Origin of the sequence: Pseudonocardia humida, assembly GCF_023898865.1 — a bacterium.
Classification (GTDB): Bacteria; Actinomycetota; Actinomycetes; order Mycobacteriales; family Pseudonocardiaceae; genus Pseudonocardia; species Pseudonocardia humida.
On the sequence record NZ_JAGSOV010000009.1, the window covers coordinates 214910 to 236941 of the forward strand.

The following is a 22032-nucleotide window of genomic DNA, read 5'->3' on the forward strand; positions in this document are numbered from 1 at the left end:
GTGTCTACCACATGGTCGACCGCTCCCCGACGCTGCGAGCGCAACGGCGGGCCGAGACGCAGCGCTCGATCCAGGCGCACGCGGTGCGGCTGTTCACCGAGCGCGGGTACGACGCCACGACGGTCACCGACGTCGCCGGGGCCGCGGGCGTGTCGCCGATGACCGTGTACCGGCACTTCCCCACCAAGGAGGACCTGGTGCTCGTCGACCGGCACGGCCCGCTCGTGGCCGAGCGGGTCGCCGCGTCGCCCGCGGCGCAGCCCCTGGTCCGCCGCATCGGCGACGCGCTCGTCGACTCGGCCAGGACGTTGACCGGGGGCGCGCGCGGCCACGACTCACCGGAGGAACGCTTCCTGCTCGCCCGGCTCCGGCTCATGATCGCGACGCCTGCCCTGCGGGCCAAGCACCTGGACGCCCACTACGCCCTGCAGCAGGCGATCGTCGAGGCCCTCGGGGACGATGGCGCCGACCCCGACGCGGCGTTCCGCACCCGAGCGGCGGCGAGCGCCTGCCTGGCCGCCATGCACACCGCGCTGGTGCGCTGGGCCGAGGACGACGGCCGGACCGAGCTGCCCGACCTGATCGCGCATGCGCTCGCCGCCGCCTTCGGCGGTGGCACCGGCGACTGAGCCCGCCGTCAGATCGCCATGGCGGTGCGGACGTCGGTCGCGGCGCCGGTGCCGCCGCTGCCCTCGGACCTGATCCGGCCGGCGGCCAGCACGTAGTAGCGCCCGGCGGCGTCCAGGGCGAAGCCGACGTGCTGCTCGACCAGCAGCACCGACAGCCCACCCCGGCGGGTCAGGTCGAGGATGGTCCGCTCGATCTCGGCGACGACCGAGGGCTGGATGCCCTCGGTGGGCTCGTCGAGGATGAGCAGCCGCGGCTCGGTGATCAGCGCGCGGGCGATGGCCAGCTGCTGGCGCTGCCCCCGGACAGCAGCCCGGCTCGTCGACCCAGCCCCTTCAGCGCCGGGAACAGGTCGAGCGCCTCGTCGACCAGCGCCGGGCCCCGGCTGCGCCCGTCCGCGACGACCTGCAGGTTCTCCGCGGTGGTCAGCTGCCCGGAGGACTGCTGACCTGCGGCACGTAGACCAGGCCGCAGCGGACCCGCCGGTCGGGCGGCAGCGCCGTCACGTCCTCGCCGTCGAGCAGGATGCGGCCCGACGCGCGGCAGCAGCCCGACCGCCGCCCTGAGCAGGGTGGTCCTGCCCGCTCCGTTGTGCCCCATGACGGCGGCGACGCCGTCGGCGGGCACCTCGATGCTCACGTCGTGCACCACCGTGGTGCGCCCGTAGGCGATGTCCACGTCCTTCCATGCGCAGCACGTCAGACCCCCTCGCCGAGCACGATCGCGGCCTCTTCGGCGGTGCGCGAGCCGGGGCCGAGGTGGACCCCCTGGACCAGCGGGTCGGCCTGCACCTGGGCGACCGAGCCCCCGGAGAGCGAGTCCTGCGCGAACTCCAGCAACTGCTCGTCGTCCGTGCCGGTGTCTGCCACACCTGCCAACGCACCTTCGACAAACACGAGCTAACAAAGCCCTACCAGTGGTCGCCCGGATGCCCGCGCAGCAGCGTGCGGGCGTGCCCGGCGGTGACCACGCTCCCGGTGACGAGCACCCCGGGGCGGTCGCCCGCCCCGCCCGGGCGGGCCCAGCGCAGGGCGCGGTCGAGCGCGGCGGCCAGGTGCGGCTCGACGAGCACGCGGTCGGCGCCGAGCACCTCCCGGGCCACCCCGGCGAGATCGGCGGGCCGGGTGCAGCGCGGCGACCCGTTCGTGGTGACCACGACCAGGTCGGCGCAGCCCCGCAGCGCCTCCAGCATGCCGGTGGCGTCCTTGCCCTCCAGCACGGCGAGGACGACGGCGAGCCGGGTCGCCGGGCGCGCCTCGGCGAGCGCGGCGGCCGTCACGGCCATGCCGTGCGGGTTGTGCGAGGCGTCGACCAGGACCGGCGGGTCGCGGCGCACGACCTCCAGCCGGCCGGGGGCGACCACCGCGGCCAGCGCGCGGCGCACCGCGGCGGGGTCGAGGCCGGCGTCGCGGCGGGCCAGGAACTCCTCGACAGCGGCCATCGCGACCCGGGCGTTCTCGCCCTGGTGCGCCCCGAGCAGCGGCAGCCGCAGGCCGGGCAGGTCGACGGAGCCGGTGCGCAGGTGCAGGGTCTGGCCGTCGGGGTCCGCGGCGCGGGCGACGAGCTCGACGGCGTCGGCGGCGGCGCGCACGCGCGCCCCGACGCCGCTCGCGCGCCGGTGCACGACCCGCTCGACCTCCGGCAGCTGCGCGGCGAGCACCGCGGTGGCCCCCGCCTTGATGATCCCGGCCTTCTCCCCCGCGATCGCCACCTCGTCCGGGCCGAGGTACTCGGTGTGGTCCAGGGCGATCGGGGTGAGCACCGCCACCTCGCCGTCGAGCACGTTGGTGGCGTCCCAGGAGCCGCCCATGCCGACCTCGACCACCGCCACGTCGACCCCCGCCCCGACGAACGCGACGACCGCCATCGCGGTGATCGCCTCGAAGAACGACACCGGCACCGCCCCGGCCCGGTCGACCCGTTCCAGCGCCGGGCGGACCAGTCGGTATACCTCGACGAACCGGGCCTCGTCGACGGGCTCGCCGTCGACGACGATGCGCTCGCGGACCGACTCCAGGTGCGGGCTGGTGAAGCGGCCGACCGAGAGCCCGGACGCGCGGAGCAGCCCGTCGATCATGCTGGCGGTGGTGGTCTTGCCGTTCGTCCCGGTCACGTGCACGACCGGCAGCGCGCGCTGCGGGTGGTCGAGCGCCGCCACCACCGCCCTGATGCGGTCGAGGCTGGGCTCCAGGCGGTTCTCCGGCCAGCGGGCCAGCAGGGCGCGCTCGACCTCGGCGAGGTCGGCGGGGTCGGCGGGGCCGGGACCGGGTGCGGGGCGGACGGGGGCGCTCGTCGACGGCCCGCCCGCGAGCCCGCTCACCGGACCGCCGGGACGGCGGCGGGCACCCGCACCCCGGGCTCCACCCGGGGCGCGCCCGCCTGCGGGCCCAGCGCGGCCACCACCCGCACCGCGTCGGCCGAGGGCCCGACGTCGTGCACCCGCACGCCCCAGGCCCCGGCCCTGGCCGCGAGGACGGTGGTGGCGAGCGTGGCCGCGTCGCGCCGCTCGGGCGGGTGCTCGTCCGAGCCCGGCGGCAGCGCCCCGACCAGGAACCGCTTGCGCGACGCGCCCACCAGCACCGGGAACCCCAGCCCCACCAGCCGGTCCAGGTGCGCCAGCAGCGTCCAGTTGTGCGCGGGGAGCTTGGCGAAGCCGAGCCCGGGGTCCACGACCAGCCGGGCGGCGTCGACGCCCGCGGCCAGCGCGTCGTCGACCCGGGCGAGCAGTTCGGCGGCGACTTCGCCGACGACGTCGTCGTAGGCGGCCGCGGCGTACATGTCGCGGCTGTCGCCGCGGGCGTGGGTGAGCACCCACGCCGCCCCGGTGCCGGCCACGACCGCCCCCATGTCCGGATCGGCCCGTCCGCCGCTGACGTCGTTGACCAGCACCGCGCCCGCCTCGACCGCCCGCGCGGCGACCCGGGCCCTGGTGGTGTCCACGCTCACCGCGACGCCGTCGGCGACCAGCGCGGCCACCACCGGCAGCACCCGGGCCAGCTCCCGCTCCGGGTCCACCCGGCCGGCACCGGGGCGGGTGGACTCGCCCCCGACGTCGACGCAGTCGGCTCCGGCCGCCCACAGCCGCCTGCCGTGCTCCACGGCCGCCGCGGTGGTGGCGTAGCGGCCGCCGTCGGAGAAGGAGTCGGGGGTCACGTTGACCACGCCCATGACGAGGCACCGGTCGCTGGGGTCGCCGAGCATCACGGGCCGCTCCTCGGGGTCGACCGTCGACGCTAATCACGGGCGCGCCCACCGCCATCTCGCGCATGACCGGTCTCGGCCCGGTCACCCGTCGGGACGCGGCTGCGACCATTGACGTAGGCGGGACCTCCCGGTCAGGCCCGCGGTGCGGCGGCCGGCTTCCGGCGCCGGTTCAGCAGGGTCAACACCGTGCCCGCGAGCAGCCCCCAGAACGCCGCGCCCACGCCGAGGAAGCCGACCCCGGCCGCGGTCACCACGAACGTGACCACCGCGGCCTCGCGCCCGTCCGGCTCGGCGGTGGCCGACGTGATGGCGCCGCCCAGCGCGCCCAGCAGGGCGAGTCCGGCGACGGCCTCGACCAGCACCGGGGGCGAGGCCAGCAGCAGCGCGGTCGCCGGGCCCGCGGCCAGCCCGAGCAGCCCCAGCCCGATCCCGTTGGTCACCGAGGCGAGCCAGCGCCGGCTCGGGTCGGGGCCGGCGTCCGGTCCGGCGGAGAGCGCCGCGCTGATCGCGGCCAGGTTGACCGCGTGCCCGCCGGCCGGGGCGCCGGCCATCGTGGCCAGACCGGTGGCGACCAGGACGGGGCGCAGCGGCGGGTGGTAGCCGAACTGGGCCAGCACCGCCATCCCGGGCACGTTCTGCGCGGCCATGGTGACCAGGAACAGCGGCAGCCCCACGCTGACCAGCGTGGCGGGGTCGAGCACCGGGGTCGTCCAGACCAGCGCCGGGGCCGCGTCGGCGCCGCCCGCCGCCGGGGCGGGGCCGGTGAGCAGCACCAGCGGGACGGCCACGGCCAGCGCCGCGGGCACCGCCCACGGCGTGGCGAACCGCCCGACCAGCAGCCAGACCCCGATCACCGGCGCGGCCGGCGCGGGCACCTCGGCCAGCGCCCGCACCGGGGCCAGGCACAGCGGCAGCAGCACCCCGGCCAGCATCGCCCCGGCCACCGGCGCCGGGATGGCGGAGATCAGGCGCCCGAGGACGGGCACCAGCCCCGCCAGCACGATGAGCGCGCCGCACAGCAGGAACGCCCCGACCGCCGCCGGGAACCCGCCCGGCGGGGCGCCGGCCGCGATCAGCAGCGCCGCTCCCGGGGTCGACCAGGCGATGCTGATGGGCACGCGGTGGCGCAGCCCCAGCACGACCGCCACGACCGCGCCGGCCAGGCAGACCGCCAGCAGCCCCGACGCGGCCTGCCGCTGGTCGGCGCCGACGGCTCGCAGGCCCGTCAGCACCACGGCGAACGTGCTGGCGAACCCCACGAGCGCCGCCACCACCCCGGCCAGCACCGGTTGCCACCGCACGAGAACCCCTCCTAGCGTTCCGTAAACGGAACGGTCGAGCAGAGGTGGACGATAGCCCCGTGCAGCCCCCGCCGACAACCAGCGGCCCCGCCCCGCCCGCCCTCGCCGGCGGCGGCGCCGGGGTCGGCCCGCGGGTGCGCGCCCTGCGCGAGGAGCGCGGGATCTCGCTGTCCGAGCTGGCCCGCCGGGCGTCCGTGGGCAAGGCCACGCTGTCGGGCCTGGAGACCGGCACCCGCAACCCGACCCTGGAGACCCTGCAGTCCGTCGCCGCGGCGCTCGGCCTGCCCCTGACCGCCCTGCTGGGCGACCCCGGCGCCGTCGCGGCGGGCGCGATCCGCGGCGCGGCCGTCGACATGCGGCTCCTGCGCGTCTTCGACGACGGCCCGGTGACCTACGAGCTCTACCGGATGCGCGTGCCCGCCGGGCTCGCCCAGACCTCCCCCGCCCACCACGACGGGGTCACCGAGCACGTCACGGTGTTCGCCGGGCGGCTGCGCACCGGCCCGCTGGACGGGCCGCTGCTCGTCGGGCCGGGCGAGCACGCGGAGTGGCGCGCCGACGCGCCGCACGGCTACGCGGCGCTCGGCGACGCCGACGTGCTGGCCAGCCTGCTGATCCGCTACCCGCGCCCCGCTCCGCCCCGCTGAGCCCGGACGCGGCGGAGGGGGCCACCGCGGTGCGGTGACCCCCTCCGGTGCGTGCGGTCAGATGCAGGCCACGACCTTGGCCGTGCCGATGGAGACACCCTCGCTGAACAGCGAGACGCCGAACGTCTCGTTCAGCGCGGCCGCCGCCTCCGCGGTCAGGGTCGCGCTGACCCCGCGCACGGTGACGCCCTTGTCGTCGGCCTCGACGGAGGCCTCGGACGCGTCCAGCGCGAGCAGCGGGACGCGGGTGTCGGTGCCGCTGACGCGCGCGGTGAGCACGCCCTCGGCGGTGTCGATGACGAAGTCCTGGACACCCAGGCTCACGTCACCGGCGCTGAACTCCAGGCCGCCGGAGTGCTCGACGGTCCCGAGCGTGGTGGCGGGGTCGAGCGACCCGCCGGTGACCGGGAAGGAGATCCGGCCGCCCTTGGCGTGGGCGTCGCCGGTCGGGGTGACCGACACGCCGTTGTCGGCGAGCAGGGCCGCGGTGTCCTCGTCGAGCTTCAGGGTGGTCCGCCCGCCCTGGAGATCGGCCGCACCGCCCTGCTCGTGCGGATCGGTGGCGGGGGCGACCGCGACGGTCGCGGGGGCGGCGGTGGCCGCGGTCGCGGGGGTCGCGACGGCCAGGCCAGCCGCCCCGACCGCGACGGTCACCAGGGAAAGGCGAAGAGCTCGGCGCAACGACATGGGTGGTTCCTCCGTGGGTCTCGTGGCCGGGCGCCGGCGGCGCCGTCACCCGATCCAGTGACAACCGTAAGAGTTGCACAACGTTTGCACCACTTGGCGGCGCGCTGGGTCACCATGGGTGCGCCGGACCGGGCCGAGCAGACTGGGCGAGCGGGCCGCCCGGCTCGACGGGACAGCGGCGGGACGGGACGGGACAGGTGCCGGGAGAACAGGGGCGCGCGGACGACGTGCTCGGCGTCGCGGCGGTCGCGCGCCGGCTCGGCGTCGCGCCGGCGACCCTGCGGTCGTGGCACCGCCGCTACGGGATCGGGCCGTCGTCCTACAGCAGCGGGGCCCGCCGCGCCTACACCGCCGAGGACGTGGCCCGGCTGGAGGCGATGCACGCCGCGATGGTGCGCGGCGCGTCCGCCGCCGACGCCGCCCGCACCGCACTCGCCACCGGACTCGGCGCGTCCACGGAGCCCACCCCGCCCTCCGGGCGGCAAGGCGGGCGCGGCCTGCGCCTGCCCGACGCCGGTCCCCGCGTCCGCGGGCTCGGGCGGGCCGCGTCCGCGCTGGACGCGGAGGCGGTCGACGCCGTCCTCGACGACTCGATCACCGCGCTCGGCGTCGCCGCCACCTGGGACGGGGTCGCCCGCCCCGTGCTCGTCGCGATCGCCGAGCGGTGGCAGCGCACGTCCACCGGTGTGGAGACCGAGCACCTGCTCAGCGAGTGCCTGCTGCGCGCCTTCCACCGGGTCGTCGACCGGGCGCCGGTGACCCGCAGTGGCCGACCGGTCCTGCTGGCCGCCGTGCCCGGCGAGGCGCACCACCTGCCCCTGTCCGCGCTGGCCGCCGTGGTCGCCGAGCGCGGCGTCGGCGCCCGCTCGCTCGCCGCGCTGCCGGAGGCGTCGCTGCGCGCGGCCGTGGACCGCACCGGACCGGCCGCGGTGTTCCTGTGGGCGCACGGCCCCGGCCCGCACCTCGAGGGGCTGTTCACCGACCTCCCGCGCCCCCGCCCCGGGTGCCGGTGGATCGTCGGCGGCCCGGGCTGGGCCGGTCAGGACCTCCCGGGCGAGGTGCTGCGCTGCGACACGCTCAGCGAGGCGGCCGACCAGGTGGAGCGCGCCGGCACCGGCTGAGCCCGGAGGAGTGCTTCCACACACCTGCGGTGACAGGCCCGGCCCACTCAGCGGGCGGGCCCGCGAGCCGATAGAAAGACGTGCTCGCGGACCCGCGGGCGTCCCCTCGTGGAGGTTCGATGCACATCTGGCCCGGCTCGCCCTACCCGCTCGGATCGGCGTTCGACGGGGGCGGCACCAACTTCGCGATCTTCTCGGAGGTCGCCGAGCGCATCGAGCTGTGCCTGTTCGACGACGACGGCACCGAGACCCGCGTCGACCTCCCCGAGCGCAACGGCCTGGTGTGGCACGGCTACCTGCCGCGCGTGTGGCCCGGACAGCGCTACGGCTACCGCGTGCACGGGCCCTACGAGCCCGCCGCCGGGCTGCGCTGCAACCCGGCCAAGCTCCTGCTCGACCCCTACGCCAAGGCCGTCGACGGGCGCATCGACTGGGACGAGTCGCTGTTCGCGTACCGGTTCGGCGACCCCGACTCGGTCAACGACGACGACTCCGCGCCGCACGCGATGAAGTCCGTGGTGATCAACCCGTTCTTCGACTGGCAGAACGACCAGCCGCTGCGCATCCCCTACAACGAGTCGATCATCTACGAGGCGCACGTCAAGGGCATGACGATGCGCCACCCGGACGTCCCGGAGGACGTGCGCGGCAGCTACGCGGGCATCGCGCACCCGGCGATGATCCAGCACTTCCGCGACCTCGGGGTCACCGCCGTCGAGCTCATGCCCGTGCACCAGTTCGTGCACGACTCCACGCTCGAGGAGAAGGGGCTGTCGAACTACTGGGGCTACAACACCATCGGGTTCTTCGCCCCGCACAACGGCTACGCCAGCTTCGGCACCCGCGGCGAGCAGGTCTACGAGTTCAAGTCGATGGTGCGCGCCCTGCACAAGGCGGGCATCGAGGTCATCCTCGACGTGGTCTACAACCACACCGCCGAGGGCAACCACATGGGCCCCACGCTGTCCTTCCGCGGCATCGACAACCAGGCCTACTACCGGCTGGTCGAGGGCGACGAGAAGTTCTACTACGACACCACCGGCACCGGGAACAGCCTCAACGTCCGCCACCACGAGTCGCTGCGACTGATCATGGACTCGCTGCGGTACTGGGTGACCGAGATGCACGTCGACGGGTTCCGCTTCGACCTCGCGTCGTCGCTGGCCCGGGAGTTCCACGAGGTCGACCGGCTGGCCGCGTTCTTCGACCTGGTCAACCAGGACCCGGTGGTCTCCCAGGTCAAGCTCATCGCCGAGCCGTGGGACGTCGGCGAAGGCGGCTACCAGGTCGGCGGCTTCCCTCCCCTGTGGACCGAGTGGAACGGCAAGTACCGCGACACGGTGCGCGACTTCTGGCGCGGCGAGCCCGCCAGCCTCGGCGAGTTCGCCTCCCGCTTCACCGGCTCATCGGACCTCTACGAGACCGACAACCGCCGACCCATCGCCTCGATCAACTTCGTCACCGCGCACGACGGCTTCACCCTGCGCGACCTCGTCTCCTACAACGAGAAGCACAACGAGGCCAACGGCGAGGACAACCGCGACGGGGAGAGCCACAACCGCTCGTGGAACTGCGGGGTGGAAGGCGAGACCGACGACCCGGGGATCCGCGAGCTGCGCGAGCGCCAGACCCGCAACATCCTCGCCACCCTGCTGCTGTCCCAGGGCGTGCCGATGATCGCGCACGGCGACGAGCTGGGCCGCACCCAGGGCGGCAACAACAACGTCTACTGCCAGGACAACGAGCTCAGCTGGGTCGACTGGGACGCCGCGGCCGAGCGGGGCACGCTCACCGCCTTCACCGCGCGGCTGGCCCGGCTGCGCGCCGAGCACCCGATCTTCCGCAGGCAGCGGTTCTTCGAGGGCCGCCCCCTCCGCGGCGACGGCATCGACGACATCGCCTGGCTGCGCCCCGACGGTCAACCGATGACCGACCAGGACTGGGACGCCAACCACACCCAGACCCTGGCGATCTACCTCAACGGGCGCGGGATCCCCGACCGCGACGACCTCGGCCTGCAGGTCGTGGACGACTCGTTCCTGCTGCTCGTCAACGCCCACCACGAGCCGCAGACCTTCACCCTGCCCGGCGCCGACTACGGCAAGGACTGGCGGCGAGCCCTCGACACCGCCGACCCGTCCGCCGACGGCAGCGAACACATCGACGGCGTCGCGGTCGACGTGCCGGCGCGCACGATGGTGGTGCTGCAGGGGCAGGGGTAGGCGACGGGTGGCCGCCCGAGCGCGCCACTCGCTCACCCGGGCTGGACGAGAGTGACTCTCGTCCACCTGGCTGGGCGAAAGTGACTCTCGCCCGACAAGGTTGGGCAAGACCATCAAACGCGACCGCACCATCACCGCTCACCGACAACGCGCAGGTTGAAGATCAAGCTGAGACTCGGCCGGTCGCGCGGGATGACCCCCAGCCCGGGTGTTCGGGCGCAGCAATAGGCTTCACGAGTGACACAAGAGGGGCGAACGCGACCGAAAGACCGCCGTGCTTCCATTCTCGCGACCGCTGGCGTGCTGTTCCATCGGCGAGGGTACGTCGGAACGAGCCTGGAGGACATCGCCGCTGAGCTGGGTATCACGGCACCCGCGCTGTATCGTCACTTCCGCGGGAAAGCGGCCCTTTACACCGCCGCGCTCGAATCCAATCTGGTGGAGCTCGAGCGGAGCGTCGCAGCATCCACCTCCGTCGACGAGATCGTTCGGGGATTGGCTCGGGTCGGCGTGGAGCACCCCACCCTGGGTCTGCTGTGGAGCCCTGACCGCCGCCGCCGCCTCGTGGATCCGGATGGCGAGCTGGCTCGCCGCATCTCGGCGGTGGTCGACACGGTCGGTGCGCGCGTTCACGCTGACGCGACCGGTGAACTCGGACGGATACTCGCTCGGGCGGCGCTCGCCGCTGTGTCGAGCACGGGGTTCTACTCATCACCCCTCAGCGCAGAGGAGCAGCGCCGGCAACTCGAAGAGGTCGTGGCTGCCGTTCTCAGCTTCCGGCCCCTCGATCCGCTCGTCACCCTTCCGGTCCACGACGAGGAGCCGGCGCCCCGGTCATGGGCGACGCAGAAGACGGCACTCCTCGATGCGTGCGCGTCGCTGGTGACCCGCCGCGGCGGGTACCACGCTGTCAGCCTGGACGACATCGCCGCGGCAGCCGGTGTGACGGCGGCCACGGTGTACCAACTCTTCGCGGGCAAACCCGACCTCTTCGCGGCCGTTCTGCGCAGGGTCGCGCAGTGGGTGACGGCGATGCTGCAACAGGACTCCGCGCGCGCCACGAGCCCGGACGAAGCCCTACAGCTGACCGTGGCGTCGTCCTTGGAGTTCACCGCACGGCACCCGTCCTGGACGGGAAGCCTGGCGGACGAGTTGCCGAACCTGCCGGACGAGTACCAGGCGGAGATCCTTGCGCTCGTCCAGGACTACCTGGACGAGTGGCTGGCGCTGTGTGTCGCCATCGTGCCGGCGCTGCCCGCGGAGGCGACACGGGTCCGCATGCGCGCCGTCCTCGCCGTCATCGGTGATCGCGCGCTCCAAGCCGCCGACCTGGAGGTGTTCTCGGTGAGCGACACCACCGTGCTGGTGCGGAGGATGCTCAGCACAAGTTAATGATCATCTGCTCTTCCGCCAGACGCGGACCCCTGCTCCTGCACCGTTACGTGCTAAGTTAACGTGAGATCCGGCTCAGTCGCGAAGCTAGCGGAGGCTCACCGATGGTGTTGGTACTGACCGGAGAGGGCGCCGTCGCAGGCGTGGTCGATCGCGGCGCAGTCCGCTTCCGCGGGATCCCGTACGCGGCCGCGCCATACGGTGCACGACGGTTCCTGCCCCCGATGCCCGTCGAACGCTGGGAGGGTGTGCGCGACACGTCCGAGTTCGGGCCCGGGTCGCCCCAGGGGAGATTCGAGGGCGATCCGTTCGACGCCTACTTCAATCCCCACGTGCAGGGCGAGGACTCGCTCACCCTCGACGTCTGGACCCCGGATCCCGCGACGGCGGGACTTCCGGTCATGGTGTGGATCCACGGCGGCGGTTTCATCACCGGCACCGGATCGGCGCCGGCTCACGATGGTCGGACGTTCGCGCGGGACGGGATCGTGCACGTCGGCGTCAACTACCGCCTCGGTGTCGACGGTTTCGCCTTCTTCGGAGACGGCACCGAGAATCTCGGTCTTCGAGACCAGATCGCGGCGCTGGAATGGGTGCGACGCAACATCGAGCACTTCGGCGGCGATCCGTCCAACGTGACGGTGTTCGGACAGTCCGCCGGCGCCGTCGCCATCCTCGAGCTGCTGGCGATGCCCGCCGCGCGTGGCCTCTTCGCCCGCGCTATCGCCATGAGCGGCTCACCGGTCGTTGCGACCGACGCCGCCGGTGCGGCTCGCGTGACCGCCCGGCTCGCCGAGCGGTACGGCGTCGCACCCGAGCGAGAGGCGTTCGCCGGGCTCTCGCTCGAGCGCACGCTGGCCGAGATCATTCCGATGGCGCTCGAATTCGTCGATCCCTCGCAGTGGGGCGTCGATGCGTTCACCGTGTCGCCCTACCGCGGAGTGTGCGGCACCGCGTCGATGCCTGAATCGCCCATGGCGGCCGCACGCACGTCGACCGTGCCACTGATGACCGGAACCGTGCGCAACGAGACGACCGGCTTCCTCGCCGGGCTCGGACTGCTCGAGACCCTGCCCGACGAACGGGCCGAGCAGATGCTCGCGCTGCTGGGCGTGGACGACGACATCCGTCAGGCGTACACCGCGGGGCCTCGCCGCCTACGCACCGGAGCCCAGCTGGTCGAGGCGGCGTGGACGGACTGGTTGTTCCGGGTGCCCACCCTCGAACTCGTCGAGCGCCGGACTGCGCCCACGCACGTCTACGAGTTCCACTGGGAGAGCCCGTCGTTCCCCGAGGGGTTCGGTGCCAACCACGCGCTCGAGGTGCCTTTCATCCGCGACGACCTCGCCGGCCTGGCCGCCGTCGGACCCGCCGGGCTGGCGCTGCTCGGACCCGATGCCCCGCAGCAGCTCGCGACGAGCATGCACGACGCGTTCGCCGCTTTCGCGAAGAACGGCGACCCCGGGTGGGCTCCGTACGGGCCCACCGACCGCACGACCATGGTGTTCGACACCGTGAGCACAGTTCAGAACGATCCTGCCGCGATGGCGCGGAAAGCATGGGAGGGAAAGCGATGACCCAGCCCATGCTCGATACGACCGCTCGCGTACGAGGACTCGGCACGGTGATGGCTGGGTTCTTCGGAGTGCAACTCTTCGTCAACATTGCGAACGGAGGGGTAGCGAACTCACTCGTCCCGAACCTCATCGCCGAACTGGACGAGGCCAACAAGGTCGCGATCTTCGGGCTGACCGGCGCCGTCTCCGCGGTCGCTGCGGTCGTGAGCCAGCCGCTGTGGGGACTGCTGTCCGACCGCACGCGATCCCGCCTGGGACGCCGGGTGCCCTGGATCGTCGGCGGCGTCGTCGGACTCGGGGCCACTCTCCTCGGACTGGCCCTCGGCGGCACCGTCGCGCTCGTCGTCGCGCTCGCCGCGGTCGTCGCGATCTTCTACAGCATGATCACCGGTCCACTCAGCGCGATCATCCCCGACCGCACACCCGTCGCGCGTCGCGGCGTCTTCTCCGCCCTCGGGTCGCTGGGCATCTTCGTCGGCGGCCTGATCGGCATCGTCATCGCCTCCCGGTTCGTGGGCGATCTGACTGTCGGTTTCGTCGTCATGGCGGGGCTCGCCGTCATCGGCGGCATCCCCTTCGCGCTCGCTCTCCGCGATCGCAAGTTCGACACGGTGGCCCCGGTCGCCGAGCGCGTCTCGTGGACGGAGACACTGCGCAGCTTCTTCGTGGACCCGCGTAAGCACCCGGACTTCTTCTGGGCCTTCATCGCGCGGCTCGTTCTCATAGTCGGCTACTGGTCGATCGTCTCGTTCCAGCTGTACATCCTCGACGACTACATCGGCCTCGGACTGGCGCAGGCGAATGAGGTCTTCCCCCTGGTGACGGGTGTCATGAGCCTGGCGATCATCGTGGCGCTCGTGCCGTCGGGGCTCATCTCCGACCGCATCGGCCGACGCAAGCCGTTCGTCGTCGTTGCGTCGATCGTCGTCGCCGTGAGCTGTGTCGTTCCCATCGTCTCGCCGACGATCACCGGCGCACTCGTGTCCATCGCGCTCGGCGGCCTTGGCATCGGGGTGTACCTCGCCGTCGACCAGGCGTTGATGACGCAGGTCCTGCCGAACGCGAGCGATGCGGGCAAGGACCTCGGCGTGCTGAACATCGCCCAAGCGGGCGGACAAGTGCTCGCCCCTCTCGTGGCCAGCCTCGTGATCAGCGTCGCCGGGTATCCCATGCTGTACGGATTCGCAGCCGTCATGGCGGTGCTCGCCGCGCTCGCCATCCTGCCCATCCGGTCCGTTCGCTGACCCCGATCGACGTGGTGTGCTCAGCCGATGAGGCACCCGTTCCCGCACTCCCTGCCCAGAGCTCCGCGGGTGGCCGCCATGGCGCTCAGCTGGATCCGGCAGCGTCGCAAGGGTCGGAGATCGGCAGGCGCGACACTCGCACGCATCCGGTTTGGGGTTGTCGCTGGCGGTGGTCAGGAGTCGGCCGGCGCCTCGACGCCGACGCCGGGGAGGTCGAGTAGTTCGGGTGCGGTGATGGTGACCAGCTGGTGCCGTTCGCGGTCCGCGGCGGTGATCTCGTCGGTGAGGAACTGGTAGCGGGCGGCCAACCGGCGTAGGGCGAGGATCGCCGCATGGGCGGGGTCGTGGCAGGACCCGGTGACGGGCGACGCGGCGCAGGCGCTGACCAGGGCGGGGGTGCGCAGGTGACGCAGGTCCTCGCGCAGGTCGGCGGGTGCGGTCAGCAGCAGGGCCTTGAGCTGGTTGATCGTCTGGGTGCGGGCCTTGACGCGCTGCGGCGGGTGACGCGCAGGATCCGATCGCCTCGACGGCCCCTTCGCGGGTCTTCGGGACCCCGCAACGGGTGGGACTGCCCAGGGTTCGGGGGAGATGGCGGTCCGGTGGGGTCCCGGGGCACCGCGCGCACCGTGTGGCCACGGCGCACACGTCAGGACATGTGCGCGGTGGCCACTGGGTGTGCGCGGTGGGGGCGCAGGGGGCGGGGCGGTACGCAGAAGTGCGTATTGCCCCGCGAACGGCGTATCCCTCTACTCCGCCGATCGCTCCTCCTGGCCCCGTCCTAGGAGGAAGCACCATGGCCCGTTCGCTCAACCCCGCTCTCGACCCGCGGCTGCGCCGGCTCGTGCACGCCCAGGACCAGCCCGCGCGGCTGGACGATCTCACGGCCGCGCAGGTCGTCGCCCGCGACGGTGCCCTGCCGGCCGGCGGGCCGCCGTCGACGCGGGTGCTGGTGCGGTCCGACGGGCCGCCGCTGCCCGGTACGGCGGGCACCACCTGGACGACCGTGGCCGAGGGCATCCACGCCGTGCAGCTGCCGATCTCCGAGCTGGAGGCGTTGGCCGACCAGCCGCAGGTGCAGTTCGTGGAGGCCGCGCGGCTGCTGGGGCCGCTGCTGGCGAGCTCGGTGCCGGAGACCCGGGCCGACCGGCTGCGCACCGCGCAGCCGCCGCGCCCCGCCCTGACCGGGGAGGGGACCGTCGTCGGGATCATCGACTTCGGTCTCGACTTCACCCTGGACGACTTCCGCGCGGCCGACGGCACCACGCGCGTCGCGTTCCTGTGGGACCAGGGGCTCGTACCGCGGGCGGGTGAGTCGGCCCCGGCCGGTTTCCGCCGCGGCGTGGAGTACGACGCCGCGGCCATCGACGCCGCGCTCAAGGCCGACGACCCGTTCTCCGTGGTCCGCCACGACCCCGGTCCGGGCAGCCACGGCACCCACGTCGCGGGCACCGCGGCGGGCAGCGGGTGCTCCGCGGACGCCGATTTCCCCGCCGGCGTCGGGCGGCCCGCTGCCCACCGGGCCGGACCGCAGCCCCAACGAGCTGGAGATCTGGTACTCGCCGCGCGACGAGCTGCACGTCCGGCTGATCGACCCCACCGGTCGGACGACCTCCGTCGTGATGCCGGGGCAGACCGAGCTGCACGACTTCCCGAGCGGCAACAGCGCCTTCCTCGACTCGGAGCGGCTCTCCCCGCTCAACGGCGACTCCCGCATCTTCATCGCCGTCGACCCCGGCACGGCCGCGCGGGTGGCGGGCGGGGTGTGGCGGGTCGAGATCACCGCGGCCCGGGTCCGGTCGGGCCGGTTCGACGCCTGGATCGAGCGCGACGCCCGCGACCCCGCCAACGCCTTCGCCGACCAGTCGTTCTTCGTCGGGTCCGACTTCGACCCGGTGATGACCCTGGGCACCCCGGCCACGAGCAGGCGCGGCATCAGCGTGGCCAACTACGACCACGTGACCGTGGCCCCGAGCTCGTCCAGCAGCCGCGGGCGCACCCGCGACGGGCGCGACAAGCCCGAGGTCGCCGCGCCGGGCACCGGGATCGTGTCCTCGGCGTCGCTGGGCGGGCGCCCCGACGGGCTCGGCGGGGTGCGCCCGGTGCGGACCGAGATGAGCGGGACGAGCATGGCCGCGCCGCACGTGAGCGGCATCGTCGCGCTGCTGCTGCAGCTGGATCCCACGCTGTCCGCGGCGCAGCTGCGCAAGGCGCTGCTGGCCTCGGCGAACCCGCCGGACGGTGTGGTCCCGTTCGACGCGGCGTGGGGCTACGGCCGGGTCGACGCCGTCGAGGCCGCGCGGCTGCTGGGCTGAGGGCCCGCCGTCACGACCGGTACGCGTCGTCCGCGTCGACGTGCACGACGCCGTCCAGCTCGGCGAGCCCACCGAGCCGGGCGGCGGGCAGCTCCACCGCCAGCAGACCGGTCTCCGGGCTCCACGACGACACCGCGCCGCCGAGCCCGGCGACGCGCGCGAGCAGGTCGTCGGGGTCGGCGGTGGGGGCGACGCGGACGAGCGTGCGGACGCGCTCGTCGGCACCCGCGCGCACCAACCGGTGCTTCGCCCGGGGGCTCAGCGTGCGGGGCAACCTCTGCACCATCGCGACCTCCTGCCGAGGACGCCGACGCTACTCGCCGCCGGGTGGTGCGCGCCTGGGCGGCGGGCCCTCGGACGGTGTCGGTCACCACCGGGTCGGCGCTCGCGCAGCCGCCGAGCAGGCCGCTCGCGCCCAGCAGGCCGGCCCCGGCGACCGACGGCGGGGCCTGAAAGGCGATCTCAGCAGCCGTCCGGTGCTCTAGCGTGACCGGGGTGCAACCCACCGACATCGGACGTCTCGTGTCCCTCGCCGACCCGAGGGTCTCCCCCGACGGCTCGCTCGTCGCCTTCACCGTCACCCGCGTCGACCTCGACGCCAACCGCTACCGCAGCGCCGTCTGGCTCGCCGCGACCGACGGTTCGGCGCCACCGCGCCAGCTCACCTCCGGTGAGCGCGGCGACTCCCGACCCGTCTGGTCCCCCGACGGGCGCAGGCTCGCGTTCACCAGCCGGCGCTCCGCCGACTCCGAGGCCGCCACCCTGCACGTGGTGCCGGTCGACGGCCCGGGCGAGACCGTCACCCTGTGCGAGCGACCGGAGGGCATCGAGGATCCCGCCTGGTCACCCGACGGCCGGCACATCGCGTTCGCCTCCCGCGAGCGCACCGGGCGCTACTCCGACGGCGACGACGAGCGGGCGCGGCCGCCCCGGCGCATCGACCGGCTGTGGAGCCGGATCGACGGCACCGGCTGGACGATCGACCGGCCGCGCTCGCTGTTCGTCGTCCCGGCCGACGGGTTCGGCGCCCCGCGGTTGGTGGCCGGCGGCCCGTACGAGTACGGCGAGCCCGTGTGGAGCCCGGACGGCAGCCGGCTGCTGACCGCGGCGCCGCGGGCCAAGGACTGGGACCTCGACCTCATCTCCGAGCTGCACGTCATCGACCTGGGCACGGACGACCCGCCCACCGCGCTGACCTCGACCGGCCGGATCTCGCACGGCTGGCCGTCCTGGAGCCCCGACGGCACCACGATCGCCACGCTCGCCGGCGACGGCAAGCTGCTGCCCACGCACCACCAGGTCGTGCTGACCGACGTGGCCACCGGCGAGCAGCGGGTGCTCACCGCCGAGCTCGACCGCCAGTGCGCGCCGATGCCCGGGGCGCGCGCCCCGATCTGGGACGGCGACCACGTCCTGTTCTCCCTCGAGGACCGCGGCGACGTGCACGTGTACCGGGTCGCCGCGGACGGCTCCGCACCCGCCGAACGGGTGCTCGGCGGCACCCGGACGATCAGCGGCTTCGACCGGGCCGGCGGGGTGCTGGCGTTCGTCGCGGGCACGCCGACCGCGCTGCCGGAGCTGTTCGTGCGCGACGCGGACGGCACCGAGCGCCGGCTCACGGCGGTGGGCGCCGCGTTCCACGACGCCGTCGCGGTGCGGGCGCCGGAGTACTTCCGGGTGCCCTCCCCCGCCGGCGACGGCGAGATGGACGCCTGGCTGGTCACGCCCGCGGACACCGCGCCCGGCGAGCGGATCCCGGTGCTGCTGTCCATCCACGGCGGCCCGATGACCCAGTACACCAACAGCTTCTTCGACGAGTTCCAGCTCTGGACGGCGGCGGGCTACGCCGTCGTCTACTGCAACCCGCACGGCTCGACCGGCCAGACCGACGCCTGGGCGCGGTCGATCCGCCCGCCGGAGGCCCAGGAGGCCCCGGGCACCGGGTGGGGCGGCATCGACGCCGACGACGTGCTGGCCGCGCTCGACGCCGCGCTGGCCCGCGACCCGCAGCTCGACCCCGACCGCGTCGGCGTGCTGGGCGGCTCCTACGGCGGCTACCTGACGAGCTGGCTCATCGGGCACACCGACCGGTTCGCCGCGGCGTGCAGCGAGCGCGCGGTGAACAACACCGAGTCGCTGGAGACCAGCTCCGACGCCGGTGGGCACTTCCGCCACGAGTTCGGCGCCACCCACATCGAGGCCCCGCAGCTCTACCGGCGCATCTCGCCGATCAGCTACGTCCAGGACATCAGCACCCCGGTGCTGATCCTGCACTCCGAGGACGACCTGCGCTGCCACGTCGAGCAGGCCGACCAGCTGTTCGTGGCGCTGCGGCTGCTGGGCAAGCCGGTGGAGTACTGGCGCTTCCCCGAGGAGGGCCACGAGCTGTCCCGCAGCGGTTCGCCGCGCCACCGGGTGCAGCGCGCGGAGATCATCCTCGACTGGTTCGGCCGGCACCTCGGCGGCCGGCGCCCCGCGATCACCTGGGACCACCCCTCGCGCACGCAGTAGCCCGCCCACTCACCGCCGCCCCGCCCCGCCCCGCCCCGCCCCCGCCCCCGCCCATCCGCACAGGGCCCTGCTCTGATGTCAGGAAAGCCACCATCAGGACGTGTGGTGTCCTGATGGTGGCTTTCCTGACACGGGGGCAACGGGCTGGGCGACACGGAGGCCGGGGCGCCGCCGGGGCGATGGGGCGGTCAGGCGCCGATGGCGCTCTGCAGCCAGGAGGTGTCGTTCAGGTCGATCTTCTTGCCGTTGACGGTGACGGTCGGCGTGCCGAACGTGCCCTCGGTCTGCAGGGCCTGGTCGGCGGCGGCCTTCTCGGTCTCGGCGCCGACGGCGGCGGAGTTCGCGCCCCCGGTGACGCAGGTGCCGAAGTCGGGGCCGGCGCCGAGTTCGGTGCCGAACGCGACCAGTTGCTCGTCGGTCAGGCCCGAGCCGCCCTCGGCGGGCTGCTCGGCGAACAGCTTCTCGTGGTAGCCCGGGAAGATGTTCGCCGCGGCCGCGCACAGCGCGGCGTTCGCGGCCCGGGTCGAGTAGCCCTGCGGCTCGGTGAGCCGGTCGAGGATCGCGATCGCGTGGTACTTGACGGTGATCCTGCCCTCGTTGAGCGCGGTCTTGATCTCGTCGCCGTAGCGCGTCTCGAAGCGCTCGCACTGCGGGCAGAGGTAGTCCTCGTAGGTGTCGACGACCACCGGGCCCGACCCGGCGGTGACGACCGCGCCCGACACCGCCACCGGGTAGGAGGCGACGACGTCGGCGGACGAGCTGCTGCGCTGCCAGAAGATGAACCCGCCCACCAGCAGCGCGAACACCACGACGACGGCCACCATGATGATCGCGGTCCGGTTGGGGCCGGTCTTGCGCTCCACCTTGATGCCCGCCGCGGCCAGCTTGCGGGCCGCCTCGTCCTGCTTGCGCCGCTTCTCGTTGCGGGCAGCTCCGCCCATGGTCAGGTCCTCTCCGAGTCGACGAGCCGTGAGTCCAGCGACGCGAGCGTGCGCGGTCGGGCGATCAGCCAGCAGGCGAGCAGCGCGAAGCCGGTGTCGCGCAGCAGTTCCTGCACGTAGGCCGTCTGCCCGGGCTCCACGGTCCCGCCGCCGCCGAAGCAGCCGCAGTCGATGGAGAGCCCGCGCGCCCAGGCCTGCACGACGCCGGCCACGAACACCACGAGCAGCGCCAGCGACAGCACCGCGACGATCCGGGTGCCCACGCCGACCAGCAGCAGCACGCCGAAGGCGATCTCGACCCACGGCAGCAGCGCGGCCACCACCTCGACGCCGACGTCGGGCAGGACGTCGTAGGCGCGGACGGCGACGTAGGTCTGGTCGGGGTCGACGGCCTTGAGCCCGCCGGAGATGAGCCACACCGCGGCGAGACCGAGCCGTGCCAGCGTCCCGATCACATCGAGGGCGCGGCCGGACTTCACGCGTTCAGCGTAGTGGTCCCCGCCGGGGCCCCTCGCCAGGCCCGCCACAGAAGCTCTCGCGGGCCGACTCCTGCTCCAGCACCGCCTCCAGGTCCGACAGCCCGCCCATGCTCGCCACCGCCCGGCTGGTCCGGTTGTCGGCCGCCAGCAGGTCCCGGTGGCGGTGCACCCACGCCCAGTACCCGGCGGTGAACGGGCAGGCGTCGTCCCCGAGGCGCTTGCGCGGGGTCGAAGGCGCAGCCGCCGCAGTGGTCGGACATGCGGTTGATGTAGGCCCCGCCGGAGGAGTACGGCTTGGTCGCCATCCGGCCGCCGTCGGCGTGCTGGCTCATGCCGGTGACGTTGGGCGGCATCACCCACTCGAACCCGTCGACGAACGCCTCCCGGAACCAGTCCGACAGCGCGGCGGGCCGGTACCCGCGCTGGAGGGCGTGGTTGCCCAGCACCATCAGCCGCGGGATGTGGTGGGTCCAGCCGCGGTCGCGGACGCCGGCCAGCGCGTCGCGCAGGCAGGCCGCGGTGACCGCGTCGGCGTCGAGCTCGCGCCACCAGTCGGGCAGCGGGGCGTGCGCAGGGCGTTGCGGTGCCGGTAGGCCCGGCCGAACCGCCAGTACAGCTGCCAGACGTACCCCCGCCAGCCGAGCACCTGGCGCACGAAGCCCTCGGCGGAGGCGATGGGGACGTCGCCGCTGCGGTAGGCGGCCTCGGCCTCGCCGACCACGTCCAGCGGGTGCAGCAGGCCCAGGTTGAGCGGCACGGACAGCAGCGAGTGCGCCATCGCCCAGTCGCCGGCGAGCGGCGCGTCCTCGTGCGGGCCGAAGTGGGCCGGCCGGTGCTCGACGAAGTGCGCGAGCGCCCGGCGGGCCTCGGCCGCGGTCACCGCGAACCAGCGCGGGCCGTCGCGCCCGACGGTGGGCAGGCCCTGCGAGGTGGGCTCGTGCACGACGACCGGGCGCCCGACCCTCTCCAGCGCGTCCCGGTAGCCGTCGGCGCGCAGGTGGATCGCCGGTCGCCGAGCTCGGCGGCCAGGTGGCGCAGGCGGGGCCCGGCACGGTTCCTGCGGGATCGGCTTCGGGCAGACCGTCGAGTACGCCCGGGACAACGCCGACGCGCCCGCGCGGGCGACGTGCGCACATCCCGGGTCCTGCGCCGGCGCCTCGCCGCGGTGCGCGACCGCCTCACCTCGCGGTACGGGGCGCTCGACGCCCCCGCGCTGGACGACGTCGCGGACGCGTTCGTCGCGTTCGGCGCGGCGGTGGCCGTCGTGCCCCCACTTTCACCGCGCGCATCCTGCGCCAGGGTCGGTGCGTCTTCGAGGGCGCGCAAGGAGTGCTCCTCGACGAGTGGCGGGGCTGGCACCCGTTCACCACCTGGTCCTCGACGACCTTCGCGAACGTGGCGGAGCTGTGCGGGGAGAACGGGGACGTCGAGCGCCTCGACGTCGTCCGGACCTCCACCACGCGGCACGGCCCCGGCCCGCTGGTGACCGAGGCGCCGCTCGACCTCCCGGAGGCGCACAACCGCGCAGGCGAGTGGCAGGGCGCGTTCCGGGTGGGGCACTTCGACGCTCCGGCCCGCTCCGCGGCGCTGCGCGTGTGCACGGCCTACGAGGTCGACGGCGAGGTCTGGGACCGCATCGAGCCGGGGCCGGTCCGCGACCTGGACCACCAGCGCGCCCTGACCGACCGCCTGCTGCGGGCCCGGCCCGCCGCCTGCGCCGCCCCGACGACTGGGCCGGCGAGATCGGATCGCTGCTCGGCGCGCCGG

General features: G+C 74.0%; 23 protein-coding genes and 1 pseudogene. 10 read left to right on the forward strand and 14 right to left on the reverse strand.

Features of this window, described 5'->3' with window-relative positions; translation table 11 throughout:
• The first annotated feature begins 11 nt into the window (after positions 1–11).
• Complete coding sequence (locus KDL28_RS03635) at positions 12–629, forward strand: TetR/AcrR family transcriptional regulator (RefSeq protein ID WP_252435738.1); 618 nt, start codon at positions 12–14, stop codon at positions 627–629.
• Positions 630–637: 8 nt separating this feature from the next.
• On the opposite strand, the gene KDL28_RS41305 is transcribed toward KDL28_RS03635, so the two are convergent.
• The 6 genes from KDL28_RS41305 to KDL28_RS03665 all read right to left on the reverse strand — a co-directional run bounded on the left by KDL28_RS41305 (position 638) and on the right by KDL28_RS03665 (position 5132).
• Positions 638–913, reverse strand: a complete 276-nt coding sequence (locus KDL28_RS41305) for a hypothetical protein (RefSeq protein ID WP_308215920.1) — start codon at positions 911–913, stop codon at positions 638–640.
• Positions 892–1305, reverse strand: a complete 414-nt coding sequence (locus KDL28_RS41310) for an ATP-binding cassette domain-containing protein (protein WP_252435739.1) — start codon at positions 1303–1305, stop codon at positions 892–894. The genes KDL28_RS41305 and KDL28_RS41310 overlap by 22 nt, the downstream gene beginning before the upstream one ends.
• A 20-nt stretch (positions 1306–1325) precedes the next feature.
• Entirely contained in the window at positions 1326–1496 is a 171-nt protein-coding gene (locus tag KDL28_RS03650) for a hypothetical protein (RefSeq protein WP_252435740.1), read from the reverse strand.
• Between the two features lie 41 nt (positions 1497–1537).
• The gene (locus KDL28_RS03655) at positions 1538–2947 is read right to left on the reverse strand and encodes a bifunctional folylpolyglutamate synthase/dihydrofolate synthase (RefSeq protein WP_252435741.1); all 1410 of its coding nucleotides are present in this window, start codon (positions 2945–2947) and stop codon (positions 1538–1540) included.
• A complete protein-coding gene (gene folP / locus KDL28_RS03660; protein ID WP_252435742.1) occupies positions 2944–3828 on the reverse strand; it encodes a dihydropteroate synthase in 885 nt (294 codons plus the stop codon). Before folP ends, KDL28_RS03655 begins: the two co-directional genes overlap by 4 nt.
• Before the next feature lie 134 nt (positions 3829–3962).
• Positions 3963–5132: a benzoate/H(+) symporter BenE family transporter gene (locus tag KDL28_RS03665; protein ID WP_252435743.1), complete on the reverse strand. Its 1170-nt coding sequence runs from the start codon at positions 5130–5132 to the stop codon at positions 3963–3965.
• A 59-nt stretch (positions 5133–5191) separates the two neighbouring features.
• On the opposite strand from KDL28_RS03665, the gene KDL28_RS03670 reads away from it, so the two are divergent.
• Entirely contained in the window at positions 5192–5779 is a 588-nt protein-coding gene (locus KDL28_RS03670) for a helix-turn-helix domain-containing protein (protein WP_252435744.1), read from the forward strand.
• Between the two features lie 57 nt (positions 5780–5836).
• Here the strand turns inward: KDL28_RS03670 and KDL28_RS03675 are convergent, their stop codons facing one another.
• The gene (locus tag KDL28_RS03675; protein ID WP_252435745.1) at positions 5837–6433 is read right to left on the reverse strand and encodes an HtaA domain-containing protein; all 597 of its coding nucleotides are present in this window, start codon (positions 6431–6433) and stop codon (positions 5837–5839) included.
• Between the two features lie 230 nt (positions 6434–6663).
• On the opposite strand from KDL28_RS03675, the gene KDL28_RS03680 reads away from it, so the two are divergent.
• The 5 genes from KDL28_RS03680 to KDL28_RS03700 all read left to right on the forward strand — a co-directional run bounded on the left by KDL28_RS03680 (position 6664) and on the right by KDL28_RS03700 (position 14022).
• The gene (locus KDL28_RS03680; RefSeq protein WP_252435746.1) at positions 6664–7587 is read left to right on the forward strand and encodes a MerR family transcriptional regulator; all 924 of its coding nucleotides are present in this window, start codon (positions 6664–6666) and stop codon (positions 7585–7587) included.
• Positions 7588–7706: 119 nt separating this feature from the next.
• Positions 7707–9809, forward strand: coding sequence for a glycogen debranching protein GlgX (glgX, locus tag KDL28_RS03685; RefSeq protein ID WP_252435747.1), 2103 nt, complete (start codon positions 7707–7709; stop codon positions 9807–9809).
• 237 nt (positions 9810–10046) lie between these two features.
• Entirely contained in the window at positions 10047–11201 is a 1155-nt protein-coding gene (locus tag KDL28_RS03690) for a TetR/AcrR family transcriptional regulator (RefSeq protein WP_252435748.1), read from the forward strand.
• Between the two features lie 104 nt (positions 11202–11305).
• On the forward strand, positions 11306–12778 hold the full coding sequence (locus KDL28_RS03695) for a carboxylesterase/lipase family protein (protein WP_252435749.1): 1473 nt from the start codon (positions 11306–11308) through the stop codon (positions 12776–12778).
• On the forward strand, positions 12775–14022 hold the full coding sequence (locus KDL28_RS03700) for an MFS transporter (RefSeq protein WP_252435750.1): 1248 nt from the start codon (positions 12775–12777) through the stop codon (positions 14020–14022). Before KDL28_RS03695 ends, KDL28_RS03700 begins: the two co-directional genes overlap by 4 nt.
• A 173-nt stretch (positions 14023–14195) precedes the next feature.
• Here KDL28_RS03700 and KDL28_RS40220 read toward each other — a convergent pair whose 3' ends face one another.
• Both KDL28_RS40220 and KDL28_RS03705 read right to left on the reverse strand, forming a co-directional pair.
• On the reverse strand, positions 14196–14330 hold the full coding sequence (locus tag KDL28_RS40220; RefSeq protein WP_256500706.1) for a hypothetical protein: 135 nt from the start codon (positions 14328–14330) through the stop codon (positions 14196–14198).
• A gap of 470 nt (positions 14331–14800) precedes the next feature.
• Positions 14801–15451: a hypothetical protein gene (locus tag KDL28_RS03705; protein ID WP_252435751.1), complete on the reverse strand. Its 651-nt coding sequence runs from the start codon at positions 15449–15451 to the stop codon at positions 14801–14803.
• A gap of 190 nt (positions 15452–15641) precedes the next feature.
• On the opposite strand from KDL28_RS03705, the gene KDL28_RS03710 reads away from it, so the two are divergent.
• A complete protein-coding gene (locus tag KDL28_RS03710; protein ID WP_252435752.1) occupies positions 15642–16334 on the forward strand; it encodes a S8 family serine peptidase in 693 nt (230 codons plus the stop codon).
• A gap of 10 nt (positions 16335–16344) precedes the next feature.
• Here the strand turns inward: KDL28_RS03710 and KDL28_RS03715 are convergent, their stop codons facing one another.
• On the reverse strand, positions 16345–16620 hold the full coding sequence (locus KDL28_RS03715) for a hypothetical protein (protein ID WP_252435753.1): 276 nt from the start codon (positions 16618–16620) through the stop codon (positions 16345–16347).
• Positions 16621–16829: 209 nt separating this feature from the next.
• Between KDL28_RS03715 and KDL28_RS41315 the strand changes: the two genes are divergently transcribed.
• Positions 16830–18845, forward strand: coding sequence for a S9 family peptidase (locus tag KDL28_RS41315; protein WP_252435754.1), 2016 nt, complete (start codon positions 16830–16832; stop codon positions 18843–18845).
• A 188-nt stretch (positions 18846–19033) separates the two neighbouring features.
• Here the strand turns inward: KDL28_RS41315 and KDL28_RS03725 are convergent, their stop codons facing one another.
• The 4 genes from KDL28_RS03725 to KDL28_RS03740 all read right to left on the reverse strand — a co-directional run bounded on the left by KDL28_RS03725 (position 19034) and on the right by KDL28_RS03740 (position 21208).
• Positions 19034–19786, reverse strand: coding sequence for a DsbA family protein (locus KDL28_RS03725; protein ID WP_252435755.1), 753 nt, complete (start codon positions 19784–19786; stop codon positions 19034–19036).
• A gap of 2 nt (positions 19787–19788) precedes the next feature.
• A complete protein-coding gene (locus KDL28_RS03730; protein WP_252435756.1) occupies positions 19789–20265 on the reverse strand; it encodes a MauE/DoxX family redox-associated membrane protein in 477 nt (158 codons plus the stop codon).
• A 4-nt stretch (positions 20266–20269) separates the two neighbouring features.
• Complete coding sequence (locus KDL28_RS03735; RefSeq protein WP_252435757.1) at positions 20270–20434, reverse strand: hypothetical protein; 165 nt, start codon at positions 20432–20434, stop codon at positions 20270–20272.
• A gap of 279 nt (positions 20435–20713) precedes the next feature.
• A complete protein-coding gene (locus tag KDL28_RS03740; protein ID WP_252435758.1) occupies positions 20714–21208 on the reverse strand; it encodes a cryptochrome/photolyase family protein in 495 nt (164 codons plus the stop codon).
• A gap of 86 nt (positions 21209–21294) precedes the next feature.
• On the opposite strand from KDL28_RS03740, the pseudogene KDL28_RS42035 reads away from it, so the two are divergent.
• Positions 21295–21855 (forward strand): annotated as a pseudogene (locus tag KDL28_RS42035) (adenylosuccinate synthetase); the annotation flags it as partial.
• Between the last annotated feature and the right edge of the window lie 177 nt (positions 21856–22032).